The sequence below is a fragment of the Rhizobium sp. HT1-10 genome, assembly GCF_049472505.1.
Taxonomy (GTDB): domain Bacteria; phylum Pseudomonadota; class Alphaproteobacteria; order Rhizobiales; family Rhizobiaceae; genus Rhizobium.
In genome coordinates this window covers 193,908-220,846 of the sequence record NZ_JBCEBQ010000001.1, presented here as the reverse complement: position 1 = coordinate 220,846, position 26,939 = coordinate 193,908, and the positions used below count along the sequence as shown (strand labels likewise).

24 protein-coding genes and 1 tRNA gene are annotated in these 26,939 nt (G+C 62.1%); 7 read left to right on the top strand and 18 right to left on the bottom strand.

What is annotated here, in order from left to right:
* The first annotated feature begins 87 nt into the window (after window positions 1-87).
* From VH564_RS01050 to VH564_RS01035, 4 genes are all read left to right on the top strand, one after another.
* The gene (locus tag VH564_RS01050) at window positions 88-1,140 is read left to right on the top strand and encodes a type III polyketide synthase (protein ID WP_423337978.1); all 1,053 of its coding nucleotides are present in this window, start codon (window positions 88-90) and stop codon (window positions 1,138-1,140) included.
* Window positions 1,137-1,634 carry an isoprenylcysteine carboxyl methyltransferase family protein gene (locus tag VH564_RS01045; protein WP_423338699.1) on the top strand — a complete coding sequence of 166 codons (498 nt, stop codon included), beginning with the start codon at window positions 1,137-1,139 and terminating at the stop codon, window positions 1,632-1,634. The genes VH564_RS01050 and VH564_RS01045 overlap by 4 nt, the downstream gene beginning before the upstream one ends.
* 86 nt (window positions 1,635-1,720) lie before the next feature.
* A complete protein-coding gene (locus VH564_RS01040) occupies window positions 1,721-2,968 on the top strand; it encodes an NAD(P)/FAD-dependent oxidoreductase (protein ID WP_423337977.1) in 1,248 nt (415 codons plus the stop codon).
* A gap of 134 nt (window positions 2,969-3,102) precedes the next feature.
* On the top strand, window positions 3,103-4,323 hold the full coding sequence (locus VH564_RS01035; protein WP_423337976.1) for a YeeE/YedE family protein: 1,221 nt from the start codon (window positions 3,103-3,105) through the stop codon (window positions 4,321-4,323).
* 12 nt (window positions 4,324-4,335) lie between these two features.
* Here the strand turns inward: VH564_RS01035 and VH564_RS01030 are convergent, their stop codons facing one another.
* The 8 genes from VH564_RS01030 to VH564_RS00995 all read right to left on the bottom strand — a co-directional run bounded on the left by VH564_RS01030 (window position 4,336) and on the right by VH564_RS00995 (window position 12,941).
* Window positions 4,336-4,818 carry a gluconokinase gene (locus VH564_RS01030; protein WP_423338698.1) on the bottom strand — a complete coding sequence of 161 codons (483 nt, stop codon included), beginning with the start codon at window positions 4,816-4,818 and terminating at the stop codon, window positions 4,336-4,338.
* A gap of 64 nt (window positions 4,819-4,882) precedes the next feature.
* A complete protein-coding gene (locus VH564_RS01025) occupies window positions 4,883-5,836 on the bottom strand; it encodes a peptide ABC transporter ATP-binding protein (protein WP_423337975.1) in 954 nt (317 codons plus the stop codon).
* Window positions 5,833-6,849, bottom strand: coding sequence for an ABC transporter ATP-binding protein (locus tag VH564_RS01020; RefSeq protein WP_423337974.1), 1,017 nt, complete (start codon window positions 6,847-6,849; stop codon window positions 5,833-5,835). Before VH564_RS01020 ends, VH564_RS01025 begins: the two co-directional genes overlap by 4 nt.
* Window positions 6,849-7,739, bottom strand: a complete 891-nt coding sequence (locus VH564_RS01015; RefSeq protein WP_423337973.1) for an ABC transporter permease subunit — start codon at window positions 7,737-7,739, stop codon at window positions 6,849-6,851. The genes VH564_RS01020 and VH564_RS01015 overlap by 1 nt, the downstream gene beginning before the upstream one ends.
* 10 nt (window positions 7,740-7,749) lie before the next feature.
* Complete coding sequence (locus VH564_RS01010; RefSeq protein ID WP_423337972.1) at window positions 7,750-8,754, bottom strand: ABC transporter permease subunit; 1,005 nt, start codon at window positions 8,752-8,754, stop codon at window positions 7,750-7,752.
* 84 nt (window positions 8,755-8,838) lie between these two features.
* The gene (locus VH564_RS01005; protein ID WP_423337971.1) at window positions 8,839-10,434 is read right to left on the bottom strand and encodes an ABC transporter substrate-binding protein; all 1,596 of its coding nucleotides are present in this window, start codon (window positions 10,432-10,434) and stop codon (window positions 8,839-8,841) included.
* A 351-nt stretch (window positions 10,435-10,785) separates the two neighbouring features.
* Complete coding sequence (rirA, locus tag VH564_RS01000; RefSeq protein ID WP_423337970.1) at window positions 10,786-11,274, bottom strand: iron-responsive transcriptional regulator RirA; 489 nt, start codon at window positions 11,272-11,274, stop codon at window positions 10,786-10,788.
* A 170-nt stretch (window positions 11,275-11,444) separates the two neighbouring features.
* The gene (locus tag VH564_RS00995) at window positions 11,445-12,941 is read right to left on the bottom strand and encodes a CoA-acylating methylmalonate-semialdehyde dehydrogenase (protein WP_423337969.1); all 1,497 of its coding nucleotides are present in this window, start codon (window positions 12,939-12,941) and stop codon (window positions 11,445-11,447) included.
* A gap of 110 nt (window positions 12,942-13,051) precedes the next feature.
* Here VH564_RS00995 and VH564_RS00990 point away from each other — a divergent pair, with 110 nt between their 5' ends.
* On the top strand, window positions 13,052-13,933 hold the full coding sequence (locus tag VH564_RS00990; protein ID WP_423337968.1) for a LysR family transcriptional regulator: 882 nt from the start codon (window positions 13,052-13,054) through the stop codon (window positions 13,931-13,933).
* On the opposite strand, the gene VH564_RS00985 is transcribed toward VH564_RS00990, so the two are convergent.
* Both VH564_RS00985 and VH564_RS00980 read right to left on the bottom strand, forming a co-directional pair.
* On the bottom strand, window positions 13,930-14,094 hold the full coding sequence (locus VH564_RS00985; RefSeq protein WP_423337967.1) for a hypothetical protein: 165 nt from the start codon (window positions 14,092-14,094) through the stop codon (window positions 13,930-13,932). The genes VH564_RS00990 and VH564_RS00985 overlap by 4 nt on opposite strands.
* Window positions 14,095-14,128: 34 nt before the next feature.
* On the bottom strand, window positions 14,129-14,557 hold the full coding sequence (locus VH564_RS00980; protein WP_423337966.1) for a DUF4174 domain-containing protein: 429 nt from the start codon (window positions 14,555-14,557) through the stop codon (window positions 14,129-14,131).
* A 239-nt stretch (window positions 14,558-14,796) separates the two neighbouring features.
* Here VH564_RS00980 and VH564_RS00975 point away from each other — a divergent pair, with 239 nt between their 5' ends.
* On the top strand, window positions 14,797-15,054 hold the full coding sequence (locus tag VH564_RS00975; protein ID WP_423337965.1) for a hypothetical protein: 258 nt from the start codon (window positions 14,797-14,799) through the stop codon (window positions 15,052-15,054).
* Between the two features lie 7 nt (window positions 15,055-15,061).
* On the opposite strand, the gene VH564_RS00970 is transcribed toward VH564_RS00975, so the two are convergent.
* The 8 genes from VH564_RS00970 to VH564_RS00935 form a co-directional block, all read right to left on the bottom strand.
* The gene (locus VH564_RS00970; protein WP_423337964.1) at window positions 15,062-16,411 is read right to left on the bottom strand and encodes an O-antigen ligase family protein; all 1,350 of its coding nucleotides are present in this window, start codon (window positions 16,409-16,411) and stop codon (window positions 15,062-15,064) included.
* Complete coding sequence (locus VH564_RS00965; protein WP_423337963.1) at window positions 16,401-17,102, bottom strand: polysaccharide deacetylase family protein; 702 nt, start codon at window positions 17,100-17,102, stop codon at window positions 16,401-16,403. The genes VH564_RS00970 and VH564_RS00965 overlap by 11 nt, the downstream gene beginning before the upstream one ends.
* A gap of 10 nt (window positions 17,103-17,112) precedes the next feature.
* On the bottom strand, window positions 17,113-17,865 hold the full coding sequence (locus VH564_RS00960; RefSeq protein ID WP_423338697.1) for a glycosyltransferase family 25 protein: 753 nt from the start codon (window positions 17,863-17,865) through the stop codon (window positions 17,113-17,115).
* 184 nt (window positions 17,866-18,049) lie between these two features.
* Complete coding sequence (locus VH564_RS00955; RefSeq protein ID WP_423338696.1) at window positions 18,050-18,715, bottom strand: glycosyltransferase family 29 protein; 666 nt, start codon at window positions 18,713-18,715, stop codon at window positions 18,050-18,052.
* Window positions 18,716-18,736: 21 nt separating this feature from the next.
* On the bottom strand, window positions 18,737-20,113 hold the full coding sequence (locus VH564_RS00950; RefSeq protein WP_423337962.1) for a sensor histidine kinase: 1,377 nt from the start codon (window positions 20,111-20,113) through the stop codon (window positions 18,737-18,739).
* On the bottom strand, window positions 20,110-20,766 hold the full coding sequence (locus VH564_RS00945; RefSeq protein ID WP_423337961.1) for a response regulator: 657 nt from the start codon (window positions 20,764-20,766) through the stop codon (window positions 20,110-20,112). Before VH564_RS00945 ends, VH564_RS00950 begins: the two co-directional genes overlap by 4 nt.
* Window positions 20,767-20,911: 145 nt before the next feature.
* Window positions 20,912-21,835 (bottom strand): SMP-30/gluconolactonase/LRE family protein, encoded by a 924-nt coding sequence (locus VH564_RS00940; protein ID WP_423337960.1) that lies wholly within the window; start codon window positions 21,833-21,835, stop codon window positions 20,912-20,914.
* A 192-nt stretch (window positions 21,836-22,027) separates the two neighbouring features.
* Window positions 22,028-22,104 (bottom strand) — tRNA-His (locus VH564_RS00935).
* 513 nt (window positions 22,105-22,617) lie between these two features.
* Between VH564_RS00935 and VH564_RS00930 the strand changes: the two genes are divergently transcribed.
* Window positions 22,618-26,748, top strand: coding sequence for an ATP-binding protein (locus VH564_RS00930; RefSeq protein ID WP_423337959.1), 4,131 nt, complete (start codon window positions 22,618-22,620; stop codon window positions 26,746-26,748).
* The last annotated feature ends 191 nt before the right edge of the window (window positions 26,749-26,939 follow it).

The following is a 26,939-nucleotide window of genomic DNA, read 5'->3' as shown; positions in this document are numbered from 1 at the left end:
ATCACACCTAAGTGATCATCCGAAATGAATATCCGAACATTTGACGTGTTCACGCCTCGAGCCGCGTTCAGCTCCGGAGGACCTATATTGACTGAAAATGCCAAGCTGCTGGGATTGGCCATCGCCACGCCCGAACACGTCATTCTGCAATCGGAAGCCAAGGAGATGGCAACCCGCTTGTTCTCCGACCGCTACCGCGAGTTCAAGCCGCTGTCGCGCGTCTTCGACAATGCCGGGATAAACAAGCGCTACGCGGCGCGGCCCCTGTCCTGGTTCTCAGAGCCGCATGCCTGGGAGGATCGGATGGCAGCCTATGCCGAGGTCGCCAGTGCTCTGTTCATCGAATCTTCGACCAAAGCCCTCGATCATGCCGGGCTGAAGGCTTCCGACGTCGATTGCATCGTTACCGTTTCCTCGACCGGCTTCACGACGCCGAGCCTCGAGGCACGGCTGGCCGGCCAGATGGGCTTTCGCGCCGACATAGAGCGCGTTCCCGTGTTCGGGCTCGGCTGCGCCGCCGGCGTTTCCGGCTTTGCCATCGCCGCCCGGATGGCCAAGGCGCGGCCCGGAGCCCTGGTGCTGTTTGTCGCCATCGAGCTCTGCTCGCTGGCTTTCCGGTTGGATAAACTGACCAAGCCCAATATCATCGCCACCGCCCTTTTCGGCGACGGCGCGGCAGCCTGCCTGTTGCGCTGCGGCCCCGGCGGGATTGCCGAGGTGGAATCGTCGGGCGAACACCTGTTCCCGGATACGCTCGGTATCATGGGCTGGCAGATCGACGACGTCGGCTTCGGCATCATCCTCGAACAATCGCTCCCGCCATTTGCCGAAAAAGAGGTTGGCCCGGCCATGGCTTCGATCCTGGCGCGCTCCGGTCTCCGCCTTTCCGATGTCGACCGCTTCATATGCCATCCCGGCGGGACCAAGGTGCTGGCGGCACTTGAATCAACTTTTGGTCTGGCACCAGAATCGCTCGACCACGAGCGGGAGATCATCTCCGAATACGGTAACATGTCGTCGCCGACCGTGCTGTTCGTGCTGCAGAGAGCCATCGCTGCGGGGCTACCGGAGAGGTCGGCCATGGCAGCACTCGGCCCCGGCTTCACCGCCAGTTGCGTCACATTGAAGAGGGTTGCCTGATGTTGCCTGCCATTGCGCTTCTAACCTTCGTCACGCTGCAGCGCCTGGCCGAGCTCGTCCATGCCAAGCGCAACACCCGCGCATTGCTCGCCAAGGGCGGACGCGAGGTTGGCGCCGAGCACTATCCCTTCATGGTCGTCATGCATGCGGCATGGCTGGTCGGACTGTGGGTCTTCGGCTTCAACCAGCCGATCAACCCCTTCTGGTTCGGTGTCTTCATGATCCTGCAGCTGCTGCGCGTCTGGGTCCTGGCAACGCTCGGCGGACGCTGGACGACCCGGATCATCGTGCTGCCGAAGGCACCAAGGATCGTCTCCGGCCCCTATCGCCTGTTCAGTCATCCGAACTATGTGATCGTGGTCGGCGAGATCGCAGCACTCCCCCTGGCCTTCGGACTGCCGCTCTTCGCGCTGGTTTTTTCGATCCTCAACGCGGCCATGCTGACGATGCGCATCAGGGCCGAGAACAGAGCATTAAGGGATGCGATGCTTTAGGCTTGCAATGTCTCATTTTTCGTTTGCAACGCGGCGGTTCGACAGGCAATTTCCGACTTTGAAAAGCTGACCGACCGCAGGGAAATATGAAAAAAGACGCAATCGTGCTTGGCGCCGGCATCGTCGGCGTATCGACGGCCATCCATCTGCAACGGCGCGGTCGGCAGGTGACGTTGATCGACCGCAAGCAGCCCGGCCAGGAGACTTCCTTTGGCAATGCCGGACTGATCCAGCGCGAAGGCGTCGTGCCCTATGGTTTCCCGCAGCAGTTTGGGCTGCTGCTCAAATATGCGCTCAACAACCGCATCGACGCGCATTACCATTTACGCGCCCTACCCGGCCAGCTGGCATTCCTTGCCAAATACTGGTGGAACTCCAACGCCAAGCGCCACGAGCTGATTTCCCGGGCCTATGCGCCCCTCATCGAGAACTCCATCCTGGAACATGCCGACCTGATCAAGGCTTCCGACGCCGAGCACCTGATCCGCAAGGACGGCTGGATGGAGATCTTTCGCACCGAGGCCGTCCGCGATGCGGAATTTGCCGAGGCAGCGCGGCTGAAACGCGAATTCGGCGTCGATTTCGAAGGCATGACTTCGGCCGACGTTGCCCGCGCAGAACCGAACATCATCGGCCAGTTCGTCGGCGGGCTGCGCTGGAAGGATCCTTGGTCGGTGCTCGATCCGGCCGGCCTTACCAACGCCTATATGCGCTATTTCGAGAGCCTCGGTGGCCGCTTCGTGCGTGGCGATGCCGCCTCGCTCGGCCAGGCTGGCTCGGGTTGGCGGATCATGACCTCGGAGGGTCCGCTGCAGGCCGATGACGCCGTGCTGGCGCTCGGTCCCTGGGCCGACACCGCTACCTACCGCCTCGGCTACAACTTCCCCCTCGGCGTCAAGCGCGGCTACCACATGCACTATGCGACCGCCGGCAATGCGGTGCTCAACAACTGGACGCTGGACAAGGAGCGAGGCTATTTCCTGGCGCCGATGAACCAGGGAATCCGCCTGACGACAGGCGCCGAATTCGCCTCGCGCGATGCGCCGAAGACGCCGGTCCAGCTCGACCGCGCCGAAGCGGTCGCGCGCACCGTCTTCCCGCTCGGAGAGCGGCTGAGCCCCGAGCCCTGGATGGGCGCCCGGCCATGCACGCCTGATATGATGCCTGTCATCGGCAAGGCGCCTCGTCACGAAGGGCTTTGGTTCGGATTCGGCCACGCCCATCACGGCCTGACGCTTGGACCCGTGACAGGCCGGGTGCTGGCGGAGATGATCACCGGCGAGGCACCGTTCATCGATGTCTCGGCCTATGCGCCGGAGCGTTTCAGGCCCTAGTCGTCGGCAAGGCATGTTCTCTATGCCGGCGGACTGGGTAGGCTGGTTCGCTTTCGCGGTGAATTGGAGAATATCGTTTCTCTTACTCGCCGCGAAACAGGCGTAAAAATGCTTCTCGAATTCAGGAGCATGCCATGTCCGTCGCCTCGCCATCCTTCACCGAAACGAAAGACCCGATGCTGGGCGCGCCGGGCGTCGGCTCGCTCGCTGTCTTGGTTTTGGGGACCCTCCTCCTCGGCTATTTCTATGGGCCGGCGCAGGGAGCACTGTTTCTGGTCGGCGGGGCGCTCGGGATCGCCCTCTACCATGCCGCCTTCGGCTTCACCTCCGCATGGCGGGTTTTCATCGTCGACGGGCGGGGACGTGGGCTGCGCGTGCAGATGATCCTGCTGGCCCTTGCCGTCATTCTGTTCTTTCCGTTTCTGGCGAGCGGATCGCTGTTCGGCCATGAGGTCAAAGGCTCGGTTTCGCCGGCCGGCGTCGGCGTCATCGTCGGTGCCTTCATGTTCGGGATCGGCATGCAGCTCGGCGGCGGCTGCGCTTCCGGCACGTTGTTTACCGCCGGCGGTGGCAATGCCCGGATGCTGGTGACATTGTTCTTCTTCATCGTCGGCTCGGTGCTCGGCACCGTCAATTTCGACTGGTGGGCAAGCCTGCCTTCGCTGCCGCCGATCTCGCTCGTGCAGAGCTTCGGCGCAGTCGGTGGCATCGCCGTATCGCTGACCATCTTCGCGCTGATCGCTGCTTTGACGGTGCTGATCGAAAAGCGCCGCCACGGGACGCTGGAAACAGAGGCGCCGGCCAAGCGCCAAGGCCTGCAGCGGCTGTTGCGTGGTCCCTGGCCGCTCGTTCTCGGCGCCGTGGCCCTTGCCCTCCTGAACTTTGCGACGCTGTCGATCGCTGGGCGCCCATGGGGGATCACATCCGCCTTCGCGCTCTGGGGCGCAAAGGGCGCCGCCGTGATTGGCCTCGACCCGTCCGCCTGGGCCTATTGGCAGACACCGGCAAACGCCAAGGCGCTGCAGGCCAGCATCTTTGCTGATGTCACGACTGTCATGGATTTCGGCATCATCGCTGGTGCCATGCTCGCCTCGTCGCTCGCCGGGCGGTTTGCACCCAGCCTCGACATTCCGCTGCGCTCGATCATGGCCGCCGTGGTCGGCGGGCTGCTTCTCGGCTATGGCGCCCGGATCGCCTATGGCTGCAATATCGGCGCCTATTTCTCCGGTATCGCCTCGGGCAGCCTGCATGGCTATCTCTGGGCCGTTGCGGCCTTTGCCGGCAACATCATCGGCGTCAGGCTACGTCCCTACTTCTTTTTCGAAAGAAAGGTGCTGTCCCGGGCGGATGGCTGATCAGCCATCCGACTAAAGCGCCAGCCCATGAACGGCAGCATCGACGATCCCGTCGATGCTGTTGTCGATATCCACAGTCACGACGCCGGGCTCGCCTGTCGGCACCTCCAGCGTCTGCAGCTGGCTTTCCAGCAGCGACGTCGGCATGAAGTGGCCCTTGCGCTCGCCCATGCGCTTGGTGAGCAGCTCCTTGGAGCCCTCTAGATAGACGAAGGCCAGCGGACCGCCGGCCTCGCGCCGTAGCCGGTCGCGATAGCTGCGCTTGAGGGCAGAGCAGGACACGACGATCCCCTCGCCCCGCCCGAGAGCTGCGGCAATCTCGGCGCCGATCCGGTCGAGCCAGGGCATGCGGTCGTCATCGTTGAGCGGAATGCCGTGGCTCATCTTTTCGACGTTTTCAACCGGATGCAGGGCATCGCCTTCGATGAAATGCAGGGCGAGCCGGCCGGCTATCGCCTCGGCAATCGACGTCTTTCCGCTGCCGCTGACGCCCATGACAACGATGGCGCGCGGATAGGCCGCTTCAGTTCTCACGCACGAATCCTCCTGCTTATCCGACTCAATCTAGCGGAAAGTGGCAGGCGAAGCCATGGGAGGCATTCGGATCGAGCACCGGCTCGACCGTCCGACAGAGGTCCTGCGCCTTCCAGCAACGGGGATTGAAGTGGCAGCCGGTCGGCGGATTGAGCGGCGATGGCAGCTCGCCCTGGAGCCGGATGCGGGTCTTTTCGCGGTCCGGATCGGCGATCGGCGTCGCCGACAGGAGTGCCGCTGTATAGGGATGGCGCGGATGGGCGAAGACATCGGCAGCGCTGCCGGTTTCGACCGGCCGACCGAGATACATGACCATCACCTCATCGGCGATGTGACGCACGACCGACAGGCCGTGGGAGATGAACAGGTAGGCAAGCCCCATCTCCTTCTGCAGATCCATCAAAAGGTTGAGCACCTGCGCCTGGATCGACAGGTCGAGCGCCGAGACCGGCTCGTCGAGTACCAGCACCTTCGGCTGCAGCATCAGCGAACGCGCGATGGCGATGCGCTGGCGCTGGCCGCCTGAGAACATGTGCGGATAGCGGTCGTAATGCTCGGGCCGCAATCCGACGCGCTCCATCATCGCCTCGGCCTTGGCGCGGCGGGTGGCAGCGTCCTGCGAGGTGTTGATCTTCAGCGGCTCTTCGAGGATGGCACCGACCTTCTGGCGCGGATTGAGCGAGCCGTAGGGATTCTGGAAAACGATCTGTACCTGGCTGCGCAGGCTGCGGTCGCCGATGCGGGCGGGCTTGCCGTCGATCAGCAATTCGCCTGCTGTCGGGTCCTCGATCATCGTCACCAGGCGTGCAAGCGTCGACTTGCCACAGCCGGATTCGCCGACGACAGCCAGCGTCTTGCCGGAATAGAGGCTGAAGCTGACGCCGTTCAGCGCCTTGACGGTCGCCTCCGGTTTGAACATGCCGCGATTGACGGTGTAGTAACGGGCGAGATCGCGCCCTTCGAGAACGGCGCCGGTCATCGGACGTCTCCTGCGGATTCTGCGACAAGCATGCCGGGGTGACCCTGCGGAACGCCCTTGATCAATGGATAGTTGCACAGCGCGTTGCCGAGATCGGCACCCTGGCGGACGACCGCGCGGTCGCAAGCGTCCGTCTTGAACGAACAGCGCGGCGCAAACAGACAGGCCGGCGGACGGTCATGCTGCCCAGGCACGACGCCGAGGATCGATGGCAGGCGCTGGCCGACGACAGCCCTTTCGGGCAATGCCGACAGAAGCGCTGCAGTGTAGGGATGATGCGGATCGCGGAACAGCGCCTTGACCGGCTGTTCCTCGACCTTCTGGCCGGCATACTGCACCTGGACGCGCTCGGCGGTTTCGGCCACCACGCCCATGTCGTGGGTGATGAGGACGAGGGCCATGCCCTTTTCCTGCTGCAGCCGCACAAGCAGGTCGAGGATCTGCGCCTGGATGGTGACGTCGAGCGCGGTCGTCGGCTCGTCGGCGATCAGAAGCTTCGGGTCGCAGGCAAGCGCCATGGCGATCATCACGCGCTGGCTCATGCCGCCGGACATCTGGTGCGGAAAGTTGGACAGGCGCTCTTCCGGCGCCGGAATGCCGACCAGCTGCAGCAATTCGATGGAGCGGGCGCGCCGCGCCTTGCGATCGAGGCCCATGTGGACGCGCAGGGTCTCGCCGATCTGGAAGCCGACCGTGAAGCACGGGTTGAGGCTGGACATCGGCTCCTGGAAGATCATCGCCATGTCCTTGCCGACGATGCTGCGGCGCTGGCGACCGGACATGCCGCGCAGGTCGTTGCCGTCGAACATCATGCGATCGGCCGTGATTTTCGCCGTCCAGGGCAGAAGCCCCATGACGGCCAGCATCGCCACCGACTTGCCGGAGCCGGATTCGCCGACGATCGACAGGATCTCGCCCTTGTCGCAGGTGAGCGAGACGCCGTCGACAGCGCGGAACACGCCTGATGACGTCTGGAATTCGACGGTAAGATTTTGGATATCGAGAAGGGACATCACGACCTCTTCAATTTTGGATCGAGGGCATCGCGAAGGCCGTCGCCCATCAGGTTGATGGCAAGCACCGTGATCAGGATGGCAAGACCCGGGAAAGTCACCACCCACCAGGCGCGCTGAATGAACTCGCGGGCTTCGGCGAGCATCGTGCCCCACTCCGGCGTCGGCGGCTGGGCGCCCATGCCGAGGAAGCCGAGGGCGGCCGCATCGAGAATCGCCGCCGAGAAGGCGAGCGTCGCCTGGACGATCAGCGGCCCGAGACAGTTCGGAAGGATGGTCTTGAACATCAGCCGCATCGTGCCGGCACCGGCCACCCGCGAGGCGATGACATATTCCTTCTCGCGCTCGGTCATGACAGAGGCACGCGCCAGGCGCACGAAATGCGGCTGGTTGACGAGCGAGATGGCGATCATCGCGTTGACGAGGCCGGGACCGAGGACGGCCACCAGCACAAGGGCCAGCAGCAGCGACGGGAAGGCCAGGATGATGTCCATCACCCGCATGATGGCGATGTCGAGCCAACCGCGGAAAAAGCCGGCGATCAGGCCGATGACGACGCCCGTCAGAACAGACAGCGTCACCACGACGAGGCCGATGAACAGCGAAAAGCGGGCGCCGAAGATCAGGCGCGACAGGATGTCACGGCCGACGGCGTCCGTGCCGAGCAGATGCGACCACTCGCCGCCCGCCATCCAGGCCGGCGGCATCAGCAGCTTTTCGCGGATCTGGTCGCTCGGGCCATGCGGTGCCACGAATGGCGCGAAAATCGCCAGGAAGAGGACGATAAGGAACACGGCAAGTCCGATGACGGCGCCTTTGTTGCGGGAAAAATAGTACCAGAACTCCGAAAGCGCGGAGGGATGGCCGGTGTTGGTGCTGACCGAGCTCATGCAGCCTCTCCTAGTGACGAATGCGGGGGTTGATGAAACCATAGGTGACATCGACCAGCAGATTGACGAGCATGATGACGCCGGCGATCAGCAGCAGGCCGCCCTGGACGACCGCGTAGTCGCGCTTGAACACCGAGTCGACCATCCATTTGCCGATACCGGGCCAGGAGAAGATGCTCTCCGTCAGGATAGCGCCGGCCAAGAGGACGCCGATCTGCAGGCCGATGGTGGTGATAACCGGGATCATGGCATTGCGCAGCGCATGCACGCCGATGACGCGAAACGGCGTCAGGCCCTTGGAGCGGGCGGTGCGGACATAGTCTTCGCCGAGCACTTCGAGCATGGCCGAACGCGTCTGGCGGGCGATGACCGCGAGCGGGATCGTGCCGAGCACGACTGTCGGCAGGATCAGGTAGCTCACAGCCGACTTGAAGGCGCCGGGTTGGCCGGACAGCAGGCTGTCTATCAGCATGAAGCCAGTCACCGGCTTGAAGAAATACATCAGCGAGATGCGGCCGGAGACGGGCGTCCAGTGCAGATAGCCGGAGAAGAAGATGATCAGCAGCAGGCCCCACCAGAAGATCGGCATGGAATAGCCGACCAGCGCCACACCCATGATCGACTGGTCGTACCAGGTGCCACGCTTGACGGCTGCGAACACGCCGGCGGGCACCCCAAGACAGACCGCCAGAATGATGGCGCAGAGCGACAGTTCGAGGGTGGCTGGAAACAGCGTCAGGAATTCGCCGAGCACCGAGCGCTTGGTGACGATCGAGGTACCGAAATCTCCATGCAGCAAACCGCCGAGATAGTCGAAATATTGTATGTACATCGGCCTGTCGAAACCGAGATCGTGCATGATCTGGGCATGGCGGGCGTCTGACATGACCCGTTCGCCGGACATCAGCATGACCGGATCGCCGGGAAGCAGTCGAATGAAGGAGAACGCGATCAGCGAGACCCCGAGAAAGGTGGGGATCAGAATGGCGATGCGTCCGAGAAGAAAGCGCAACATGGCGTATATATCCAAAAAATTCACCGGCGATCAGGAGACCTGACCGCCGGATGAAGCCCGGGAACCGGATTTTAGGGTACTATCTTATTCAGCGATATCCACGCCGTCAAAGCGGTGAATGCCGAGCGGGTCCATGAAGTAGCCCGTGACCTTCTTGCTGATCGGCGCAAAGGCGATGGAGTGGTCGAGCGTGTTCCACGGGGCTTCGCGCTTGAAGACGACCTGAGCCTCTTCGTACAGCTTGGTGCGTTCGGCCTGGTCGGAGGTCTGCTTGGCAGCCTTTACCAGCTTGTCGAAGTCCTTGTTGCACCACTGCGCGCGGTTGTTGCCGCCGACGGCATCGCAGCCGAGCAGCGTGTCGAGGAAGTTGTCCGGATCGCCATTGTCGCCCGTCCAGCCGAGGATGGCGGCGCCATCACGGGCCTTGTCCTTCGACAGCTTCAGGTATTCGGCCCATTCGTAGGAGACGATTTCGACGGTGACGCCGATCTTGGCAAGATCCGACTGCATCAGTTCAGCTGCACGACGGGCGTTCAGCATGTACGGGCGCGACACGGGCATGGCCCAGATCTTCATCTTCAGGTTCTTGACGCCAGCGGCCTCAAGCGCCTTCTTGGCGGCTTCCGGATCGTACTTGTCGTCCTTCACAGCGTCATTGTACGACCACATTGTCGGCGGGATCGGGTTCTTGGCAACGGCAGCCGCACCCTGGAACACGGCGTCGACGATGGCCTGCTTGTTGACCGCCATGTTGAGCGCGCGGCGCACTTCAGGCTTGTCGAAAGGGGCGACCATCGTGTTGTAGGCGAGGAACGAGACGTTCAGGCCAGGCTGCTCGAGCACGTTGAGGTTCGGGTCCTTCTTGAGGTCCTGAACATCGGCAGCGTTCGGGTAAGGCATGATGTGGCATTCGCCGGCCTTCATCTTCTGGGCGCGAACGGCAGCGTCCGTGGTGATGGCGAAGACGAGATCGTCGATCTTTTCCTTGCCATGCCAGTAGGTGTCGTTGGCCTTGTAGCGGATGACGGCGTCTGGCTGGTAGGCGACGAAAGTGAAAGGACCGGTGCCGAGCGGCATCTGGTTGAGCATTGGCATCTTGCCGTCGGCCTGCAGCTTGTCGGCATATTCCTTCGACAGGATCGATGCGAAGTCCATCGCGAGGTCAGCGAGGAACGGCGCTTCCGGCTTGTTCAGCACGAACTTGACGGTGTGATCGTCGACCTTCTCGATCGACTTGATCAGGTCCGGGAAACCCATCCCTGCGGAATATTCCCAGGAGGCGCCTTCGACGTACTTGTTCCACGGATCGTCAGCCTTCAGCTGGCGATTGAACGAGAAGATCACGTCGTCGGCGGTCAGCTCGCGGGTCGGGGTGAAGAAATCGGTGGTCTGAAACTTGACGCCCGGGCGCAGCTTGAAGGTGTATTCCTTGCCATCAGGCGAAATCGTCCAGCTCTCGGCAAGACCTGGCTCGATCTCGGTGCCGCCATGCTTGAACTCGACCAAACGGTTATAAACCGTCCGGGAAGACGCATCGAAAGTCTGACCGCCGGTGTAAAGGCCAGGGTCGAAGCCCTCCGGCGATGCTTCCGAGCAGTATACCAGGGTTTTAGACCAGGCGGACGTTGCCATGACCGAAGCCAGGGCCGTCGCAGCCAGGAGAACAGAAATCTTTTTCATGGTGCCGTTTCCCAAATTTGTTCTTATTCGAAGTTGTGTGTTTGCGGCCATGCAATCCGCAGAGCGAGGCGATGGAACGACATTTGTGCGGCGAAAGCAACATGTCAAAGGCAAAAATTTTCCGGATGGTCAAGTTTAGCAGATGTTTTATTCGTGCTTTCTGCAGACACAACAAAATCTGCCTATGTGCTTTAGACAGCCGACCAGACAATTCCGAATTGAAGCGGGTTAAAGTACTTCTGGCCAGGCCCAAGGAAGATGCGCCAGCATGGCCGTGTCAACGCCAAACTCGCCGCCTCCGCAATGGCGGAGGCGTTGTCATCTCAAACGACGAAGCGAGGGAGGAGCGCCTCAGGCGGCAGGGGCCGCTATGGCGATGCGCTTGTTCAGCGCCTTGTGATCGCGATCGGTAATGCCGAGCAGGAAGTTGATCTGCGGGCGGGCCTTGACGAGATCGTCAATGGAATACTCGGTCAGCACGTCGAAGAAGGCATTCAGCGCCTTGCGCAGCGCCGAGTTCAGGCCGCAGCTATCGACCAGCGGGCACTCGACGGCGCCGTCCTCGAAGCATTCGGCCATGGCAAAGCTGTCTTCGGTGACCTTGACCACATCGAACAGCGTTATCTTGTCGGCAGCACGGCCAAGGCGCACGCCGCCGTTGCGACCACGAACGGTGTCGATCAGGCCGGCCTTGGTCAGCGGCTGCAGGATTTTGAAGAGGAAAAGCTCGGACACGCCGTAGGCCTTGGCGATCTCAGGAATGCGGCTGAGATAGCCTTCGTTGGCAGCGCAGTACATAAGCATGCGAACCGCATAGTTGGTCTGTTTGGTCAAACGCATGCCAGTCTCCTGAATCACAGCCTTGCGGACTCTATATAGGACCAATGCCAGTTTTGAACAATTCCAAAAAGATGAAAATTTCGATCACGTTTAGACGATGGCAAAATCGGACGTGAAATGCAAACGGGCTCCCTTTCGGAAGCCCGCCATTCTGTTATCGATCGACGAACTTACTTCATCGTCGGCATGACGAATTCGGCGCCGTCCTTGATGCCGGACGGCCAGCGGGCGGTGATCGTCTTGGTCTTGGTCCAGAACTTGATCGAGTCCGTGCCGTGCTGGTTGAGGTCGCCGAAGCTCGAGGCCTTCCAGCCGCCGAAGGAGTGGTAGGCGAGCGGCACGGGGATCGGCACGTTGATGCCGATCATGCCGATGTTGATGCGCGATGCGAAGTCGCGGGCAGCATCGCCGTCGCGGGTGTAGATGGCGACGCCATTGCCATATTCGTGCTTCATCGGCAGCTCGAGGGCTTCTTCGTAGTTCTTGGCGCGAACGACGGAGAGGACAGGTCCGAAGATTTCAGTCTTGTAGATGTCCATTTCCGGTGTGACGTTGTCGAACAAGCAGCCGCCGACGAAATAGCCGTCCTCATAACCCTGCAGCTTGAAGCCACGGCCGTCGACCACGAGCTTTGCCCCCTCCTCGACGCCACGGTCGATGAGGCCGGTGACGCGGGCCTGGGCTTCTTTGGTGACGAGCGGCCCGAGATCGGCCTTTTCGTCGGTGTAGGGGCCGATGCGGAGCGCCTCGACCATCGGCGTCAGCTTGGCGATCAGCCGGTTGGCGGTTTCCTCGCCAACGGGGACGGCGACCGAGATCGCCATGCAGCGTTCGCCGGCAGAGCCGTAGCCGGCACCCATCAGGGCATTGGCGGCCTGGTCGAGATCGGCGTCGGGCATGATGATCATGTGGTTCTTGGCACCGCCGAAGCACTGGGCACGCTTGCCGTTCATCGCAGCCGTTCCATAGACATAGCGGGCGATCGGCGTCGAGCCGACGAAGGAGACCGCGCCGATATCGGGATCGGTGAGGATCGCGTCGACCGCACCCTTGTCGCCGTTGACGACGTTGAGAATGCCGGCCGGAAGACCGGCTTCGATCATGAGTTCGGCGAGGCGCATCGGCACGGACGGATCGCGCTCGGAAGGCTTGAGGATGAAGGCATTGCCGCAGGCAATCGCCGGCGCGAACATCCACATCGGGATCATGGCCGGGAAGTTGAACGGCGTGATGCCGGCGCCGATGCCGACGGCCTGGCGCATGGAGTACATGTCGATGGAGGGGCCTGCGCCCTCGGTGAACTCGCCCTTCTGCAGGTGCGGGATGCCACAGACGAATTCGCAGACTTCCAGGCCGCGGATGATGTCACCCTTGGAATCCTCGATGGTCTTGCCGTGTTCGCGCGACAGGAGTTCGGCCAGTTCGTCCATGTGCTTGTTGAGCAGTTCGACGAACTTGAAGAAGACGCGGGCGCGGCGCTGCGGGTTGGTGGCGGCCCATTTCGGCTGCGCTGCCTTGGCGTTGGCAACGGCTGCGCGCATCTCGTCGACGCTGGCCAACGCCACGGTCGCCTGGATTTCGCCGGTAGCCGGATTGAAGATGTTGCTGGTGCGGCCGCTGGTGCCAGCAACGGCCTTGCCGCCGATGAAATGACCGATCTCGCGCATGATGGCTCCTACCCTTGTTTTGTTGATACTGGATAGTCGCACTTCAATTTGCACAAATCAATTGCCTGTTGTAATCAACCGTTGTGCATTTATCGACATAAGGTTTTCTCATGGATTGGGATGATGTGCGCATGTTCCTGGCCGTTGCGCGCACCGGGCAGATCCTTGCCGCGTCCAAACGACTGGGGGTCAACCACGCGACCCTGAGCCGCCGGGTGACGACGCTGGAAGAACGGCTGAAGACACGGCTGCTGGTTCGCCGGACCAATGGCTGCGAGTTGACGGCCGAGGGCGAGATCTTTCTTCATGCCGCCGAGCGGATGGAAGCGGAGATGCTGAAAGCGCAGGCAAGCGTCGGCCATCTCGACAGCACGGTTGCCGGCACCGTGCGGATCGGCGCGCCGGATGGGTTCGGCGTCTCCTTCCTGGCACCGCGGCTTGGCAGGCTGATCGCGCGGCATCCCGAATTGCGTATCCAGCTGGTTCCGGTTCCGCGCTCGTTTTCGCTGTCGCAGCGGGAGGCCGATATCGCCATCACGCTCGAGCGGCCGGAACAGGGACGGCTCATTTCCGCGAAACTCACCGATTACACACTCGGACTCTACGCCTCCGAGCCCTATCTCGGACGCGCCGGGATGCCGGACAGCGTGGACGCTTTGAAGGCGCATCCGCGCATCGGCTATGTCGAGGACCTCATCTTCACGGCCTCGCTGGCATTTACCAACGAGGTTATGCGCAACTGGGATGCCTCGTTCGAGATCTCTACCTCCATCGGCCAGACAGAGGCGGTGCGCTCAGGCGCAGGGATTGGCATCCTGCACGACTATATCGCCCGGCAATATCCGGGACTTGTGCGGATCCTGCCGGATATCAGCATCCGGCGCGCCTATTGGACGACCTATCACGAGTCGGCGCGCGAACTGGTCCGGGTGCGAACCGTGGTGGACTACCTTCAGGAACTGGTGGGCGCAGAGCGCAGCATGTTTCTCTAAGCTGTCACCACGTGCATGGGAGGCTCTCTTGTCTCATCGGGATTGGGCAGAGGTGTTTCGTCGGGAAGGCTGTCGGGTTCCGGCTCAACGATGGGCGGCTCGGGCTTCCAGCCGGGGGCCGGCATGGGTGGCTGCTGGCTTGGTTCCTGGGGTACAGACATGGCTTTCTCCTTGCGGGGGATTGAACGGGTGACGCTAAAGGTCGCGGTCGCGGCTCGCCTCGGCTGCCCGCATCGGCATTCCATCAATGGTGGAAAAGAGTTCGTCGCTCGCCATGGGCTCGACAGCCCGCAATTTCACACTGCCGTCTTTACCGACGAGAATGGCGGCGAAAACGCCGACCTCAGGCGCCTCCAGATCGACCTGAAGTTTCTCTGCGTCGAGCGCCTCGGACGAGCCGAACAGCGGTGCGACAGCCCCAGAGGCGACGCGCAAAACCACAAGGTCACGCTCGGTCAAACCCTGTTTTTCGGCCATCAGCAGGTTTTCCTGCCGGCTGGCCTTGGCATTGTCGGCATCCGCGAAGATCACCAGAACGCGGCTCATCCACTGGAACTGCTGCAGACTCGACACAGCCGTATCACCCTGCACCTTCGCGGCGCCGTACTGAAGAGTTTTGCTCATTTGCGTCTCCCTCACCCAGAGAAACGTGGTGGGGTGTACGCAGTTCCATCGAAAATGCCGCCTTGCCCGGCCACTATCCGGGCGGGCGGCGGCTAAGACGCTTCTGCCTTATCAACGGCATTGCTTAAAACCACCGTCATCGCAAAGTTTCTAACCGAGCCTTAAGACTGACATCTCATTCTGATGTCCAGCCGACCCTGGGCACAGCCACTGTCTGAGACGGCGATGAGGGGGAATTTATGGAGTTCAGCGACACTGTCACCGATGTAGCCGGCGACCCCTGCGCCATCATCAGGCGGACGACGGTCGGGGCAGCGCTGTTCTTTGTGTCCTATGCCTGGATGGGCGAAACTCAGCATGGCTTCTGGACCTCGCTGAGCCTCGGGGTGCTAGGCTGCATCGCTACGGGCCAGCAGGCGGCGATCCGGCTTTACCTGTTGCTCGCGCTCGCTCCATTGCTGGCGGTTCACGTCTTTGCTGCAACGGCGATGACGTGACCGCGTATCACGCGTCGCGACCGGCCGGAAGGTGACTGGGCGCAGACGCTGCCCGGATCAGCAGGTGGCAGGTCAAGGCAAATGTGAAGCTCAGCATGATGATGGTCTCACCGATGGCCAGGCGATTGTTGGAGTTGCTGAGAAGCGTGAGGCCAAAGAAGATCTGCACGATGAGATAGCCATGGGAGACGGCCGTGGGGATCAGCCCCATCTGCGCCGCCTTCTCGACCCGGCGCAGAAAGGCAAAAGCCATACCGGCCAGGAACAGCGCGCCAGCAACCCCGTAACGCACCAATATCTCGAGATAGCCATTGTGCATGGCGGCGTAGTCCACCGCCCTGTAGTGCGTCTGGTGCCAGCGCGGCTCCCAGGCATTGCCAAGGCCAAAGATTGGCGCGCTGGACAGCAGCTCATAAGCGTTTGACCAAAGCTGTAGCCGTTCATCCATGGCAACAGGCGTCGTCCGGTCGTCGATGCGGCTCGCCACCGCCGCGCCGACGGGATCGCCCGAGATGATGTCGCCGAACAATCCCGAGGTCGCGACAAAGGTCGGGCCTGCGGTTTTCTCGAGATTGCGGTGGACCGCATAGCCGCCAATCGTCGCCGTCAGCATCAGGCAGCCGATGGCGATCAAGCCACTCGTCGTACGAAACCATCCGACAATCGAGAACAGCAGGAAGGGCGCGCAGCAGACCAGCGCCAGCCATACCCCCTTCGACTTGGCACCATAGATGCAGAACAGGCAAAGCAGGGCTATCAACGGCGCGACGACGGTGGCGTAAGACCGCATCCGGTTCGAAACATTGGCAGACGTGCGGCAGTGGATGAGCCAGAAGATCGCCATGATCAGGATGACACCACAGCAGACGGCTCCGTGGATCGGATTGTGCTGGATCAGCGGCCGAACCGTTTCGCCGTCGATCACCGCGCGGTAATGGGTGGTGAAGACAAGCATGGCCAGCGCCACGCCGAAATAGGTGGCGACGATCTGCTGGATTCTCGACCAGCCCAGATACAAGGCGAAGGCAAGGCTCGGAAAGGCCAGGGGCATGGCGTACATCAATTCGCCATCCCCTTGCGGATGACCTGCCTCAAGGAGATATTGCAGCAGGAACCGGCCGAGCGCGTAGCTGCCCCAGCCGATGCAGAGCCATGCCGGCCCACCGACGGGTGGGCGTGGGCGCATCGCGCAGTAGGCCACACCGCCATAGATCATCAGGACAATGCCGCTGTAGCGGTACGCATCGTTTTCGATGAGCGTGGCCGAGGCAGTGACAACCCAGAGAGCCGTCAGGAGCCAGCCCGTTGCCGTCTGCCAGGACGTCTTTAATTGTAAGGCGACAGGCCTAACCGACAAGACATTTCCTCAAAAAGTGCAGCCAGGTGTCGTTGCGACGAATGGTGAGGCGCGGCAGCCCGAAGGGATCATCCAGTTTCATGGCCCGACGGCGCGATGTGGTCGTTGCGACGCTGTAGCCCGCCTCGACAGCGAGATCGCGGTGCACCGGCAACTGATCGCCATAGGGGAAACAAAAGGCCGAAACTTCGCACTGGATGGTATCCTCCAGCGTCATCCTGGACAGGAATATCTGGTTCCAGGCCGCTTCCGTCGAGAGTTCGGGAAGCCGGGCATGATCCATCGTATGCGACCCCACCTCGTTTCCGGCGGCGATCCAGTCGCGCAGCTGCGCCAGATCCATGCAGGGCGACGGCGCGACGCCGAGCGGCAGATCCCACTCGTTACGGCCACCGATCTGGTTGGCGACGACAAAATTCGTCGCCGTGAACCCGCATTCCCGCAGCACGGGCAAAGCGTTTTCATGGACGTTGGCGTAGCTGTCGTCGAAGGTGATGGCGACAACCTTGCCCGTCTTCCGGCCGTTGACGTAGGGAAGCGCTTCGCGCAGCGACAGTCCCTGGAAACCGATCCGCTTCAACAGCCGCATCTGCCGGCGAAAGGCATGCGGGTGCACGGCCATGCTCCGGAACGGGGCACGACGGGCGGGCGGGATAGCAATCTGGTGATAGACTAGGATCGGAACGGGCAATCAGCGAACCTTAACTTTCGTATCTGGAACGGAAGGCGACCTTGGCCCTGTAGAGCGGACGCAGGATTTCCCGGGCGAGTTTTTCCGAAAAGCTACTTTGGCGCTTCATGCTGGTGCCGCCGAGCGTCGACGAGATTTCCGCGACGCCACCGGGCAGCACGGCAAGCGGCGACAGGTTCAAAAGCCATTCCATCTGCACCGTCGTATCCACCGGCCGGTCGAAGATTTCCGTTGCCTGGAGAAGGCGGATAGCCGCACCGCGGCTGACGAGCTGGGCAACCATTCCAAGTCCCGTCGTCCTGGGGCGGATGACCCGGGTTGCGCCCTGCGACAAGACTTCGACGCCCGTCTCGCGATCTGCGCGGAACGGGAAACGCACGAAGGCGCCCGGCGTCAGGCAGTTCAGCGCAGCCGCAAAGGCGGCCGGAAAATCCGCCGTGAGCTCGACATCGTCTTCAATGACAAAGCCGGCATCCAGACCTTGCTCGACGATGGCTGCCCAGGCCCTGCGATGCGACAGGAAGCAGGCGATCTCGGAATTGCTCAACGTAAACGGATAGGCGGGCTTGTGCAGGCGACGCCGATAGACGCGGTCGCGGTCAGCGTCGCTGAGCATCAACCCATCGACAGCGTCGATAACTTCGGCGGGCACAGGCAGGGTATCAACCAACCTCTCCACCTGCGCTGCACGCTGCGTTGCTCGGCCAAGGTGGATGATAAAGGCCTTGACGGTCTGCGGCTTGGCCGAGACTGCGGCAAGCATCGAAATGTCGCTGAAGCCCGCCTTCCGCTTCTGCAGGCCCAGTGTTCCCGGCTGCTCCAGGTGATAGGTGTTCTGCATGCGGACGTCCTCGGATTGAACTCCTGGACGGTCTAGACGTCAGAACTGATGGACGCCTTAGGTAGGGATGAGCCGAAACTGAAATGCCGTTTCGCCCCTGCGCACCTCAAGATTCGATCAGCGTCAGCCTGCCGCTTTCGACATGATCCGCCACAAAACGGCGCTCGCCGTCCCAGCTGTGACGCTTCCAGCCTTCCCAACTGAAGCCGCAGAGCTTGACGTCCCACTCTTCAGCCTGAAAGCGGTCCAAGCAATGGTAGACGCCGAAAAAGCCCGTGCTCGGAAAGACGCGATGCATCTCCGCCTCGGAAAGACCAAGCGTCGCGCAGCCGTCCCGATAGAACTGTGGTGGCATGATCCGGATTTCCTTTCCGGCGCCGCCGACGCCTTCGATCGTCTGCTGCGTCCAGTCGGAACGGCGGCCTTTCAGCCACGACAAAATATTCGGCTTGGGATGGTATGTGCGCAGGATGATCGGGTGGTAGACGAGCATGACGGCGCCTGCCGCCCGGAAAGTCGGACTGGCGTAAAAATCCGGATCGTTCAGGCGCCGCTGCATCGGCTTGCTGGAGGTGGCCAGCATCAGCAGGTCGGTCCGGGTCCCGCTCATGCCGACGGAGAGTTTGGGCTCATTGAAGCGCAGCACGAAATCGGCGGCGTCCACCATCGGAGACAGATCCCGCCCCAGCTTTCCGTTGCCGATGATGACGGCCGTTTTACGCGACACGGGGTGCCTCTCCTTTGAAGAAGCTTGTGCGGCTAGCAAAGACAGATGAGCTCAAACTGATCGCACTCAGCCGGGGGCGAAGCGGACCGCAACGCGCAGACCGTGTCCCCAATCGGGCGTCGACAGATCGATGATCGCACCAAGACGCGTAGCAACGTCGGCGACGATGGCAAGACCGAGCCCCGAGCCTTCCTCCTGGGGCGAGTCTACCCGGTAAAAGCGCTGGAAAACCGCGAGCCGCTGGTCTTCCGGAATACCCGGTCCGGTGTCGTCGATGGTCAGCAGCCAGGCTTCGCCTTCCGGCTCGATCGACACTTCAACCCGCCCGCCGGAGGGCGTATATTTCAGCGCATTGTCGATGAGGTTGCTGATCATCAGTTGCAGCAGCGATTCATCCGTCAGCACCTCAGCCTGCTCGCTGCCGCGCAACGACAGGTCGAGCCTCTTTGCAGTGATGCGGTTGCCGAAGCCGGCGGCGATCGATGCGACGACGTGATAGAGGGGCACCGGGCCGACATTCAGCGGATGGTGGCTCACTCTTGCCAGGCGCAGCAGCTGTTCGATCAGATGCATGGCCCGATCGTTGCTGGCGACGAGGTTCGCAACGATCGTCTCGCGTTCCCTGCCATCCTCGCTGTCGCGCAGCATCTGCAGAAGCAGTTTGACGCCTGCCTGCGGGGTGCGCAATTCGTGGGCGACGAGGTCGGAAAATCGACGCTCCAGGGTCAGCGAATGGCCCAGCTTCTCGAGCAGCTGGTTGATCGAGCTGCCGAGCGGCAGAAGATCGAGCGGCAGCTTGCCGATCGGTATGGCGGAAAGGTCGTCCGGCGAGCGTCGGCGAATATGGCGAACGAAATCGCGCATCGGAGCAAGACCGCTGTTGATCCCGAGCCAGATGAGAAAGGCAATGATCGGCAGCAGAATAAACAGCGGGAAGATCAGGTTTTCGACAATGTTGAAAATCAACTTGTCGCGCAGCGCGATTTTCTCGCCGACCTCCATGGTGATCGCGGTGTTGGGAATGGGCAGGGAATAGACCCGCCAGCGCTGGCTCTGGTAGCTGATCGTATGGAATCCTGCCTTCTGCTGCGGCAGATCGGCCTGGAAGGCATTGCTGCTGAAGACCTCGATCTTGCCGTTTTTCCAGGCCCGCACCATGTGGGCGTCGGCATAATCGTCGGCGTCCTGGTTGAAAGCCAGCTGGTTGTCCATTTTGAAGTCGATGTCCTCGATGCGGCGCGGGGGATCGTCGGCCTGCCGCAGCAAAGGTCGCTCCAGCAGACCCCAGAGGACATTCGCCTCGTTGATCAGCTGGGCATCGTAGATATTGTCGATCTCGTGCCGGGCGCTCTTGAACGCCAGCAGGCCGATGAGGCCGATGGCCACGAGGAGGACGGGGATGATGCGAAGATAGAGGTTGCGGCTCAGCGTTGTCCGGGTCATCGCTCGATCATGTACCCGACACCGCGGATCGACTTGATGAATTCCGGCCCGAGCTTCTTGCGCAGATTGTATATGGTGACTTCTGTGGTGTTGCTCTCGACGGTGCTCTGGGTATCGTAGAGGGCATATTCGATATCGTTCTTCGTCACATAGCGCCCGCTGCGCTCCATCAGCAGCTTCAGCAGATGAAACTCCTTGGCCGTCAGGGGAACCGGCGCACCGTTGCGGCGCGCGACCATGGCGGCGGGATCGATCTCGACATCGCCACAGCGGATCGTCGTTTCCACCCGCCCCTCGCGACGGCGGATGAGAGCGCGCAGCCGTGCCAGCAACTCGTCGAGGTCGAAGGGCTTGACCATGTAGTCGTCGGCACCCTGGTCAAGGCCATCGACCTTCTGCAGCACGCTGTCGAGCGCGGTCAGCAGCAGGACCGGCACATGGTTGCCCTTCTTGCGAAGCGCCTTGAGAACCCCGATGCCGTTGAGCTTCGGCAGATTAAGATCGAGCACGATCGCGGCGAATTCCGAGGATTCCGCCGCCGCCAGCCCGGACTCGCCATCCCGCAGCCAGTCGATGCCATAAGCATGCTTTTCCAGCGCCTTCTTCAGCGATGAGCCGAGGATCTGATCGTCTTCGATGAGCAGGATACGCATGGGGGCCTTTACGGAGCAAATGATGGGTTCGAGATCTGCGACTGTCGCTATTGGGCATCTGCGCTGAATTTATGGCTGGCGCCAAGGCGAGGCAACAACGGCGACCCGGCGCTGCCGCGCCCTCTATTTCGGGCTCCGCGCCGGCTCACCCCAGCTTGCTGCCGTTGGCGGTGACATAGACGGCATAGAGCGAGGTCGTGCCTGTTATGAACAGCCGGTTCCGCTTCGGCCCGCCGAACGTCAGGTTGGAGACACCCTCCGGGATGCGGACCTTGCCGATCAGCGTGCCGTCCGGATCGAAGACATGGACCCCATCGGCGGCGCTGGACCAGATACGGCCCTTCTGATCGACGCGGAAGCCGTCGAACAATCCGGCGGTGCACTCTGCAAACAGGCCGCGGTTTGTAAGCGCGCCATTTTCGCCGACGGAGAGCTTGCGAATATGGCGCGGCCCATCCTTCTCATGCGAGGCGCCGGTGTCGGCGACGTAGAGGATGGATTCGTCCGGGGAGAAGGCCAGCCCGTTCGGCTTGACGAAATCCGATGCGACCCTCGTCGTACCGGTCGCCGGATCGTGGCGGTAGACATGGCAGCCGTCGAGTTCCGCCTCGCCATAGTCGCCTTCATAATCCGTAAGAATGCCGTAGCTCGGATCGGTGAACCAGATCGAGCCGTCGGATTTGACGACGACGTCGTTCGGCGAATTGAGCCGCTTTCCGCCGAAGCTATCGGTGAGGACGCTGACCGAGCCATCGAACTCCGTCCTCGTGACGCGCCGCGTCAGGTGCTCGCAGGTGACCAGCCGACCAACATTATCGACCGTGTTGCCGTTGGAATTGTTCGAGGGCGAACGGAAAACCGAAGTCTGACCGCTGGTCTCGTCGAAGCGCATCATCCGGTTGTTGGGAATGTCGGAGAAAACCAGGTATCGCCCGGCAGCAAACCAGGCCGGCCCCTCGAGCCAGCGCCCACCCGTCCACAGCCGCTCCACCCGCGCATGCCCGACAAAGCAAACCTCGAACCGCGGATCAAGAACCTCGAACCCGCTTCCTTCCAACTCTCCAAACATCCATAATCCTCCACACTGTACCGACGTTATCGATATCATGTTCCAGCGGTCTTCCAAGCCCCCGGGCGGGGAGAAGGGCAGCGAGGGGGATGGGGAAGGTTGCGAGATGGCGGATGGGTAGGATTTGGCAAGGCTGACCGCAGCCTGCGCCGACACCTGAAACTCAAGGGATACGTCTTATCGTGGAAATAATGGTACGGTTGGGGGGTCTCGAACCTCCGACCTCAGGTGCCACAAACCTGCGCTCTAACCAACTGAGCTACAACCGCACATGCCGCGCATCGGCGCGACGTGGGTGAAATACGGGGAGTTCATATTTTTTTCAAGTCCTATCTCGGCTAATCGACAAAAAGTCGCCAGCGGCGTCCACAGGCGCCTCGGCAATGGGAAGAATGCCGCCGATTGGCCCGGACTGGAGCGAGACAAATTGCGGACGGCGTGTGTCTCTTCATCGTCGGGGGAGCGGAAATACGGCATTTCGGCGCCAAGATGGTGGATGACGCAGGGGTGGCGATTGAAAAGTCGGCGCTCGTCGATATGCTTGGAATATCCATGTCGTCTCGGCCTCCGGTCGCGTTCGGCCGGAATTTGGACATGGGCGATCGTTGTGCGTGACCGGTGAATTCCAAGATCTGCGTCACGAAGGTAGCAGAGCCGCCGACCAAGCGTCCGTTAACCCTCTCCGGCGAAAGCATCGGCTGTTGCTGGACCGGACGAGACGGCACCTATATTAATAAATTGTTAATGCGAGAAGGCCATCGGCTCGAACATCAGGTTGGAAAATGCCGGCAGTACAGTATCCGTTCATCGACATTGCCGTGCATCCGCGCATTCGCGACCGGTTTGCGCGCGGCGAGGCGATGGCGCTGTTTTCCGTCGGGCTCGACCGCGTGCTCTGGGCCAATGGTGCGGGCGCCGATCTCTTCGGTTATGCCGCCATCTACGATTTCCTCGACCAGGGTGCCCGGCCGGGCGATGTTTCCTTTCGCCAGATTTCGGCCACGGCCCACCAGCTTCATGCCGTCGGCGAGACGCGCGGCTTCCTGATCCGCGTCGCCTCCGGCTTCCAGCGCATCGTCGCCAATGCCAGCGTCGAGATGATCCGCACGCCGGCCGGCGAGGACGCCATCCTGTTCTCCTGCCCGATCTCCGCCAAGCCGCTTGAGACGAACGAGCGCGCCCAGCGCATGCTCGACGGCTTCGACGATCCGGACACGCATATCGCCGTCATCGGCCGCGACGGCGAGATCATTGCCGCCTCCCCCGGCTTCCGGGCGCTCGGCATCACCACGGAGACGGCCGGCATGCTGGTGACCATGGCAGGCACCCAGCCGGAACGCCTGATCAAGCGCCCGATCCGCACAGGCCAGGGTTTTCTGCCCGCGGCGATCGGTCGGCTGTCCGACACGCCTGCCCTCAATCTCCTTTTCGTCGTCGAAATGGTCATCGGCCATCTCGATCCAGTCGAAACCGCACCGGCCGCATTGGCGGTTCCAGCGCCTGCTTCGGACGTCGCGGCGGCCGCGGCGGTCGAGCTGGAGTCAGGCGCGGTCGCTCCCGAAGCGCATGCTGTGGTGGATGAACATCCCGCGGACGCCGGCACTGAAGGATTGGCCTTGGAGTCGGCCGAACGTCCGAAAGCGACGGAAGCCGAAGAAGCCAAGCCGCTCGGTGATGAAGCAGTGGGCAGCGAAATCGCTTTGAGTGAAGCCGTCGATAGGCTTTCGGGGGAAGCCCCAGTCCAAGCCGCTGCTGACAGCCAACAGGAAGCAGATGCATTGCTCTGCGAGCCTGAGCGGGACGACGTTTCGCCCACGCCGGCAATAGAGGAGACCGCAAGCGAGGCTCCAGCGCCTGAAGAGCCCGGCTTTGCGGCAGCAATCGACGCCGTTGCCGAGATCGAGGATGTCGAGGAGGCGCCCGAGGAGATCGCCGATATCGAGGCAGCTCCGGACGTCGTCGACAGCGAAGCCGAACAGCAGCCTGCAGAGGTTGGTGAGCACATTCCCGACGGGGATAGTGACGTCGCGGCTGGTGGAGATCACCCTTCCGAGCCGACCGATCCGGCCGGGCCTGCTATCGAGCATGTCATCAGCGAGCCCGTCACCGAAAGTGACGAGACATCGGCACCGAGCGACATTTTAGTGGACAAGGCGGGCGCTGCGGAACAGCCAGGGGCGGAAGAGGCCGGGATTACGCCCGCCGAGGCCGACGACGCCGCGACTGTGGCTTCGATGACCGATGCAGACACGGAAGATCATGCAGGCCACGGCGACGAGCCGGCTGCCGTCGAGGCAACGAGCGAGCCTGTCGAGGCAGCGGCAGCTGTTTCCGGCACGGAGCCGGACGCTGCCGGTGACGTTGTCGCCACGCCCGAACAGCCGCAACCTTTCGTGTTCAATCGCCATGGCCGCGCGACGCGCTTCGTCTGGAAGATCGACGCAGAAGGTCGGTTCAGCGAGATTTCGCGTGAGTTCGCCGAAGCCGTCGGCCCGCATGCCAAGGCCATAACCGGCGTTGCTTTTGTCGATATCGCAGCGCTGTTCAACCTCGATCCCGACGGCAAGATCGCCGAGCTGCTGGCCCGTCGCGACACCTGGTCCGGGCGGACGATCCATTGGCCGGTGGAGGGCACGACGCTGACCGTGCCGGTGGATCTTGCCGCTCTACCGACCTATACGCGCAATCGCGAGTTTGACGGATTCCGAGGCTTCGGCGTCGTACGCCTGTCGGATGCGGCAGAAGACCCGCGCGAAACAGGCCTCACGCTTGGCGACCGACCCGCCGTCGACGGCGAACCGGAGGATTTGGCGGAAGTCGTTCCGACGACGTCGGAAAGCGAGGACCGACCGGAAGAGGCGCTGGTCGTCGACCAGGCAACCGCCGAGGAAGACCTGCCCGGCTCTGACGCCGAGGAGTCGTCCGAAGAGCATGTGGCCGCACCCTCGCAGGGACAGACGGAGCAGATCTTCGAACCCAACGAGCCTGAGCTGCCGTTCCATGTGGAGCGGCCGGCGTTGCAGATCGCGGAGACGCCGAACCGGCGGCTTTCGGACAAGGTGATCCAGCTGCATGAGCGTCGGCTGACCGTCAGCGAAGGCCTGTCGCTGGCCGAACAGGCTGCCTTTCGAGAAATCGCCAAGCAACTCGAACCATTCGGCAAGCGCGGCGAGCCGCCGGAGCAGACGACGGAAGACGCGGTTCAAGATCCGGGTTCACGAACGGAAATGCACGAGGGAGAACCTACGGCCTCGACATTGCCGCCGGCTGCCGCCAACGACGACAAGGAGGGCGCAGCGTCGCTCGAGCATGCCGGAGCCGACGAAAGCACGGATCTGCCGGAAACCGATTTCAATGCGCTCGACGTGCTCAACACGGCCATCCCGCCGCGGGTGAAGATGACGGATGGTCTTTCGGCTTCCATTGTCGACCAGCTCCCCGTTGCGATCCTTATCCATGCCGGCGACACGCTGATTCACGCCAATTCCGAGTTCATGCGGCTGACGGGCTATTCCTCGCTGGAGGAAGTCGAAGGCGTCGGTGGCCTCGATGCCTTGCTGCAGCGCCAGGATCTGGAAGGCAAGACCGAGCGTTCGGGCGTGATGGTGGTGGTCAGGGCCGACGACGTATTGGTACCGGTAACGGCGCGTCTGCAGTCCATCCGCTGGGAAGACACCAGCGCCCTGATGCTGGCACTGATGCCTGTGGACAAGGACGGCGATGCCCTGGTGACCGCAAGGTCGGACAGTCGCGACGAAGCGCGCCCGGAACGCATGCTGGAAAAGGTCGCCAAGCTGCAGGTCGAGGTCGAAGAACTGCAGTCGATCCTCGAGACGGCGACCGATGGGGTTGCGATCATCGGGCCGGAGGGCGATATCCGCTCGATGAACCGCTCGGCCAGCGCGCTCTTCAATTACGACGAGCAGGAAACCCGCGGCAAACCGTTTGTCATGCTGTTTGCCCATGAAAGCCAGAAGGCTGTGCTCGACTACCTGAGCGGCCTCACCGGCAATGGCGTCGCCAGCGTCCTGAATGACGGACGCGAAGTGATCGGTCGCGAGGCTTCGGGTGGTTTCGTGCCGCTGTTCATGACCATGGGCGTGCTGACCTCGTCGAACGGCTACTGCGCCGTCATCCGCGACATCACGCAGTGGAAGCGCACCGAGGAAGAGTTGCGCAACGCCAAGCGTGCGGCCGAGACGGCCAATGCGCACAAGAGCGACTTCCTCGCCCGGGTCAGTCACGAAATCCGCACGCCGCTCAATGCTATCATCGGCTTCTCCGACATGATGGCGAGCGAACGGCTGGGGCCGATGGGCCATGCCCGCTATGTCGAATATGCGGGCGACATCGGCCGGTCTGGCCGGCACGTGCTCGACATCGTCAACGACCTCCTCGATATCTCGAAGATCGAAGCCGGCGAGATGGAGCTGGAATTCGGCGCCGTCGGCCTCAACGAGGCAATTGCCGAAGCCGTTTCGATCGTCCAGCCGCAGGCCAACGGCCAGCGTGTCATCATCCGCACCGGCCTTTCCCAATCCGTTCCGAACGTCGTCGCGGACCTGAGGTCGATCAAGCAGATCGCCTTGAATATCCTGTCAAATGCGATCCGCTTCACGCCGTCGGGAGGGCAGATCGTGGTGTCGACATCCTACGAGGGCAATGGCAGCGTCGTGCTGCGGATCCGCGATACCGGCATCGGCATGACCCGCACGGAGCTGGAACAGGCCATGAAGCCGTTCCGCCAGGTTGCCACCAACGCCCGCCAGCGCGGCGACGGCACCGGCCTCGGACTGCCGCTGACCAAGGCGATGGTCGACGCCAACAGGGCGCTGTTTTCCATCCACTCCGCACCAAACGAAGGGACGCTGGTCGAGGTGACCTTCCCCTCGCCCCGGGTTTTGGCGGATTAAATCAAACCTTGAGAACGCAAAAAAGGGCGGCCAATGGCCGCCCGAAGTCATGCTGTTGAACTAGGATAGACCATCGGTTGGGGAGTTTCCGTCTGGTCGTACATTACGAAACGTGCACGTAGGCGCGAACGCAACTTTCGATACCTTGGACTCTAGAAGTTAACGGAAGCCTAAAAGCCGAGGCAATCTCT

Coding starts and splice junctions, on each gene's coding strand:
- VH564_RS00940 (WP_423337960.1), bottom strand. CDS start 21,835: ATGTTTGGAGAGTTGGAAGGAAGCGGGTTCGAGGTTCTTGATCCGCGG.
- VH564_RS01035 (WP_423337976.1), top strand. CDS start 3,103: ATGTCCGTCGCCTCGCCATCCTTCACCGAAACGAAAGACCCGATGCTG.
- VH564_RS00945 (WP_423337961.1), bottom strand. CDS start 20,766: ATGCGTATCCTGCTCATCGAAGACGATCAGATCCTCGGCTCATCGCTG.
- VH564_RS01020 (WP_423337974.1), bottom strand. CDS start 6,849: ATGTCCCTTCTCGATATCCAAAATCTTACCGTCGAATTCCAGACGTCA.
- VH564_RS00975 (WP_423337965.1), top strand. CDS start 14,797: ATGGAGTTCAGCGACACTGTCACCGATGTAGCCGGCGACCCCTGCGCC.
- VH564_RS01040 (WP_423337977.1), top strand. CDS start 1,721: ATGAAAAAAGACGCAATCGTGCTTGGCGCCGGCATCGTCGGCGTATCG.
- rirA (WP_423337970.1), bottom strand. CDS start 11,274: ATGCGTTTGACCAAACAGACCAACTATGCGGTTCGCATGCTTATGTAC.
- VH564_RS01015 (WP_423337973.1), bottom strand. CDS start 7,739: ATGAGCTCGGTCAGCACCAACACCGGCCATCCCTCCGCGCTTTCGGAG.
- VH564_RS00960 (WP_423338697.1), bottom strand. CDS start 17,865: ATGCTTGCCGCAGTCTCGGCCAAGCCGCAGACCGTCAAGGCCTTTATC.
- VH564_RS00995 (WP_423337969.1), bottom strand. CDS start 12,941: ATGCGCGAGATCGGTCATTTCATCGGCGGCAAGGCCGTTGCTGGCACC.
- VH564_RS00930 (WP_423337959.1), top strand. CDS start 22,618: ATGCCGGCAGTACAGTATCCGTTCATCGACATTGCCGTGCATCCGCGC.
- VH564_RS00980 (WP_423337966.1), bottom strand. CDS start 14,557: ATGAGCAAAACTCTTCAGTACGGCGCCGCGAAGGTGCAGGGTGATACG.
- VH564_RS01030 (WP_423338698.1), bottom strand. CDS start 4,818: ATGGGCGTCAGCGGCAGCGGAAAGACGTCGATTGCCGAGGCGATAGCC.
- VH564_RS01010 (WP_423337972.1), bottom strand. CDS start 8,754: ATGTTGCGCTTTCTTCTCGGACGCATCGCCATTCTGATCCCCACCTTT.
- VH564_RS01005 (WP_423337971.1), bottom strand. CDS start 10,434: ATGAAAAAGATTTCTGTTCTCCTGGCTGCGACGGCCCTGGCTTCGGTC.
- VH564_RS01025 (WP_423337975.1), bottom strand. CDS start 5,836: ATGACCGGCGCCGTTCTCGAAGGGCGCGATCTCGCCCGTTACTACACC.
- VH564_RS00950 (WP_423337962.1), bottom strand. CDS start 20,113: ATGACCCGGACAACGCTGAGCCGCAACCTCTATCTTCGCATCATCCCC.
- VH564_RS00990 (WP_423337968.1), top strand. CDS start 13,052: ATGGATTGGGATGATGTGCGCATGTTCCTGGCCGTTGCGCGCACCGGG.
- VH564_RS00985 (WP_423337967.1), bottom strand. CDS start 14,094: ATGTCTGTACCCCAGGAACCAAGCCAGCAGCCACCCATGCCGGCCCCC.